The organism is Candidatus Pelagibacter communis, from assembly GCF_001180165.1.
Classification (GTDB): domain Bacteria; phylum Pseudomonadota; class Alphaproteobacteria; order Pelagibacterales; family Pelagibacteraceae; genus Pelagibacter; species Pelagibacter ubique_P.
Window position 1 is genome coordinate 1 of record NZ_CVSQ01000044.1, and the last position, 4,626, is coordinate 4,626.

At 29.0% G+C, this 4,626-nt stretch carries 7 protein-coding genes; 4 read left to right on the plus strand and 3 right to left on the minus strand.

Features of this window, described 5'->3' with window-relative positions; genetic code table 11:
• Together AMN88_RS02245 and AMN88_RS02250 are read left to right on the plus strand one after the other, a co-directional pair.
• Nucleotides 1-256 (plus strand): DUF4116 domain-containing protein (locus AMN88_RS02245; protein WP_143323664.1); only part of this gene is annotated, 256 nt, incomplete at its 5' end.
• Between the two features lie 15 nt (nt 257-271).
• A complete protein-coding gene (locus tag AMN88_RS02250; RefSeq protein ID WP_075536227.1) occupies nt 272-691 on the plus strand; it encodes a DUF4116 domain-containing protein in 420 nt (139 codons plus the stop codon).
• Here the strand turns inward: AMN88_RS02250 and AMN88_RS02255 are convergent.
• On the minus strand, nt 688-1,089 hold the full coding sequence (locus AMN88_RS02255) for a hypothetical protein (protein WP_075536228.1): 402 nt from the start codon (nt 1,087-1,089) through the stop codon (nt 688-690). The genes AMN88_RS02250 and AMN88_RS02255 overlap by 4 nt on opposite strands.
• 19 nt (nt 1,090-1,108) lie before the next feature.
• Nucleotides 1,109-1,564: a hypothetical protein gene (locus tag AMN88_RS02260; RefSeq protein ID WP_075536229.1), complete on the minus strand. Its 456-nt coding sequence runs from the start codon at nt 1,562-1,564 to the stop codon at nt 1,109-1,111.
• 543 nt (nt 1,565-2,107) lie between these two features.
• Here AMN88_RS02260 and AMN88_RS02270 point away from each other — a divergent pair.
• Nucleotides 2,108-2,356, plus strand: coding sequence for a hypothetical protein (locus tag AMN88_RS02270; protein WP_075536231.1), 249 nt, complete (start codon nt 2,108-2,110; stop codon nt 2,354-2,356).
• The gene (locus tag AMN88_RS02275; protein WP_075536232.1) at nt 2,357-2,797 is read left to right on the plus strand and encodes a hypothetical protein; all 441 of its coding nucleotides are present in this window, start codon (nt 2,357-2,359) and stop codon (nt 2,795-2,797) included. It begins immediately after the preceding gene.
• 249 nt (nt 2,798-3,046) lie between these two features.
• On the opposite strand, the gene AMN88_RS02280 is transcribed toward AMN88_RS02275, so the two are convergent.
• Complete coding sequence (locus AMN88_RS02280; RefSeq protein ID WP_075536233.1) at nt 3,047-4,234, minus strand: S1C family serine protease; 1,188 nt, start codon at nt 4,232-4,234, stop codon at nt 3,047-3,049.
• Between the last annotated feature and the right edge of the window lie 392 nt (nt 4,235-4,626).

Sequence of the window (4,626 nt, forward strand, 5' to 3'; positions counted from 1 at the left end):
TGCAAATGAAATAAAAAAATTTGGTAAAGATAAGCAGGTAGTAATTGCAGCAGTAAAAAAAGATGGAAGCAATCTTAAATTTGCTGACAAACAATTAAAAGCAGATAAAGAGGTTGTTCTTGAAGCAATAAAAAATGATATTGATTCCTTAAAGTTTGCAGACAAAAAAATTATAAAATGGTTTGAGTCTTTATCACTATGGTCCCGTGATCAATTACTAGGTCTTAACAAAGATAAAGATCCATTTGGAGATTAAAAAAGTTTAAAAACAATGAAAAAAGAAGATGCAATTGAACTAATGTATGAAGATGGTTGTAAGCTTGTTGAACTATCCGAAGATTTAAGAAAAGATAGTGAGGTTGTAATGGCTGCAGTACAAAATTGTGGAGCTGCATTAGAACATGCGGACAAAACTTTACAAGAGGACGAAGATATAGTTTCTGCTGCTGTAAGTAACGATGGCGCAGCAATGCAATTTGCAAGTTCATCACTTCAAAATAATAAAGATTTTGTGTTGCAAGTCGCTCAAGATAATGGAACTGCACTTGAATTTGTTAATGAAAAATTTAAGAAAGATAAAGATATTGCCTTGGCAGCTGTAGAAAGTGTTGGGGAGGATGCTATGGATTTGATCGATGAATCATTAAGAAAAGATGAAGATATTTTAAATGCTTTGAGCCAACACGGTTAATAAACTACTTCTAAAGTAAATAGATGACCGCCATCATAAGTGACATGCTCTTCTTTTTTATTTTTATCAGTTAGCTTTAAAGTAGGAGTAATTGTCTCTGTTTCCCAGTCCTTATCCATAAATCTTTCACTCTGATCACCATCATCTATTTCAAAATCAGCATTAGCTGACTCTAAAATAATCTTTAACTTACCTTTATTGTTTTTGATCTTAAATTTAACATCAGATTTTTTAACTGAAACTTCTTGTTCTTCATATTCATCTGAGTCTGGATTGAAATCATTATAAACAAAAGAAGAAAGTTCTACTTCTAATGATTTTGCATCTTTTAAAGAAATATCATGTTCGAAAGCTGATGGTTTATTGTCCTCTTTTTTTTGTAAAATTTTTGCTTTCATATAATAATAAAAACCTAGTTTATTTTATAGACAACTTCAACTTTGCAATTTTTTCCTCTACTTCTGAAATTGCATTAAAGATCTTATCTTTTTCTCTCTTTGATATTTCTTCTCCTTTAGGACCTTCAGGATGAAGTGCTTTTTCAGTTATATCCATTAAATTCCCAATTCTTCCTCCAATATTTATTAAATTTCTTGAAACGTTTTCTATTGTTTCCATATCTTCAAATTCCTTATTAATAATAAGACTTATGTTGTCTAGAAAAGGACTTCCATTTTGAGATTTTAGAGAAAGTATATCTAATTTAATTGCATCAGATAAATGAAGGTTGTGATCCTTATCGCCTGGATCACTGCATTTTCTAAAATGAGAAATAGATTTACCTGTAAACTCTTTAATTTCATTTTCTTTTAATTTTCCTATTAAATCTTGAAGAATTTTTTCTATTGTTAAAGGTTCTCTTATTTTTGTCATAAATTTTTTATATCTTATTTATTTATTAAAACTCTTGGTAGTCTTTAATTTACTAAGTGAAAAATAATAATTTATTTTACACTAGAGAACAAACATAAAATAACTACATATAATATGTGAAGAATAATAAAGTCCCCATTTCTAAGTTTAGAAATAAATTTGATTATAAGATTTCTAAACTAAGTGATGAAAAATTAGAACAGCTTCAAAAAAAAATTATTAAAAGAATATGTAAACTTGAGGCTGATACCTTGGATTTTTACGATTATAAAAAAAACAATTGAAAAATACAACAAGGAGGGAGATGTTGAGAATAATTAAAATTATTATTTTTTTATTTCTTTTTAGTTTTACAACTCATGCTTTTGCAAAATCTAACGAATACTATCAATCGGTAATTACTAATATAATTACTAATTGCAAAACTGATCAATGTAGGAAAGATATATTTGAACAAGAAGTCCATATTGCTTTTTTCAATTTATTAGATGCAATCTTAAATCAAGTGCAATTTGAGATAAGTCAAAGAAAGAAAGAAAAATTATGGTCAAACGAATTGTAACTATAATTTTTCTATTTTTAATTATTCAATCAGTAAATGCTGATGAATGTACTTACAAAACAGAAACGATTACTGAAAATGGGGTAATTGTTTCAACTAAAGAAATCAAAGTATGTAATGAAACCGTACATATGAGTAACGGTTTCTGGTACGATTTAATGTACTCGGAACAAGGCAATGAAATGTTTTGGAATGCTATGATTTTTATTTTCTCAATGACAGGAGGTTAAATGAGAATAATACTAATAATGATTATTGGATTAATGGTAAGTAATTGTTCCAATAGTTCATATGTTAAAAATAAAAAAACAATTACTTCCCCTGATGACTTACAAAAATTTATCAACGTTTATTGCAATAAAAATAAACAAACAGATAAAGTTATTAAAGTTTGTGGCAATGGTTGGAGTAAAGATTTAAATATCAGTGAGTCAAAAGCTGTTTTAAGTGCTAAAATTAAAATTGCTGACATTACTCAACACTCATTAGTAAGTAGTGAAGTAATCACCCACAAAGAAAATGGGAAGGGTATTACAAAAACCTATGATCTAAATGCTGATAGTAAACTAGAAGATGTATCTATAGCTGGTTATAAAATAGTTCATAAAAAAGTTTTAAAAGAAAAATCAGGCTGGAGGACTTTGGTTCTTTTAGAATTTAAATTAATTTAATTGAGTGAGGTCTTTTTGAGGTCTTTTTAAATTAAGTTTATAGACGTGAGTCAATTCGTTAAGTATTATCAATGTTAATGAAAGGAAAAATAATTAACTTTATTGATTTGTAATCAATAGGTCCGCGGTTCGAATCCGTGCGGGGGCACCATCGCTCAATAAATTCAACACTTATTTTTTTCACTAAATTTAAAAACTTTTATCTATTGTGTCGTGTGTGTGTCGAACTAGTGGCGTAATCAAGTAGTCCTATTTATGTTCTTTGAAAAATGCTTTTCTGTTTTCTGCTTGTGCAATCATTTTTTTTATTTTTGCAACAGTCATATGACACTCAACATAAACTGTACCTTTAGTAATTAATTTTCCTAAATCTTTATTTGATAAATCTCTAAAATTAGGTGATGCAAAGCTTAAATCATTTGCACTTGCAAAAGTTTTTAAAGTTGATGATTTGATTCCAAAATGAACTCCTTGAACACCCTCCTCAACCCAAGTTGCTACTGCAATGCCTACCACATTTCCTTTTTGATTTATAATAGGTCCACCACTGTTTCCTTGATTAATTGCAGCATCTGTTTGAAAAAATGAATAGTTGTCCCCTGCTCCAGCTAAAGCAGTTACTACACCTTTGTGTGTTTTAATTGCTGAACTAATTTGTTTACCTAATGGGAAACCTGCAACTATAACATCCTCTAATAACGAAACATCATCATTAGAAACTGGAAAAATTTCATCTGGTTTTATATTAGATTTTAAGATTGCAATATCGTTAACTTTATCAACTGCTAAAACTTTTACTTCAGTTGCTGAACCTTTAAATGATAATTTGTTAATATCACAACCTTGTATCACATGATAATTAGTTATTGCATGACCATCTTTTGAGACAAAAAAACCTGATCCAGAACCAGCAGGAACTATTTTATTATCATCAGGATTTGTCTTTAATTCCTTTTTTTTTGGTTTTTCAGCTATTTCTTTTTTTTCGTCTTTTTTCTTTTTATCTTCAGCAATTTTTATTTCTTCTTTTTTTAAAAATTCAGCATACTTATCATTATTTGCAATAATGAGGGCGTCCTGTTTGGAGTATGCAATTCTTCTTAAAGTTCCATTACCTTTTTTGCAAAAGACATTTTTACATGTCATTCTTTTTGTTACATTTTCATAAACAAAATGTACTCCCTTATTGTTTCCAATAGTAATTATCTCTGTCTTAAAGTTTGAAAAATAAATATAATGCTTCTGCCTAATACCATGACACCATAAATCACCCCAGGCATCAGGTTTTAGTATTTTATCAACAGCTCCTTGTGCCTTGCTACAAAAATATTTTTTTGAACTTCCAACTGGAACTAAATTCTCTAATTCAGCATTTTTTGCTTGAAGCACATTAGAAAATAGTAAGCTTAGAATTACAATCCCTATAATTTTTTTCATTATAAAAACATTAACATTGTGTCGTGTATGTGTCGAGATCAGTGATAAATGGTTATAAGTATTGCGAAAGCATAATTATTTAATCACTGATACAAGATTTGTAATCAATAGGTCCGCGGTTCGAATCCGTGCGGGGGCACCATCACTCATTAAATTCAACACTAATTATTTTTGCAAAAATAGTTTTTAACTAAATTTTATAATTGATTGTGCCAGGATTGGACCAGTATTGTGCCACGATCAAGTAGTCTTTTTTTAATTATCTAGATGATTGCAAACAGGTTCAACATTCTCTGCCATCCAATCTTTAATTTTCCATTGTTCTTTAACCCACATTTTTTCAAATTCTCTATTAGACATTTTGTTATTAATTGTTTCAACTGTACACCTGC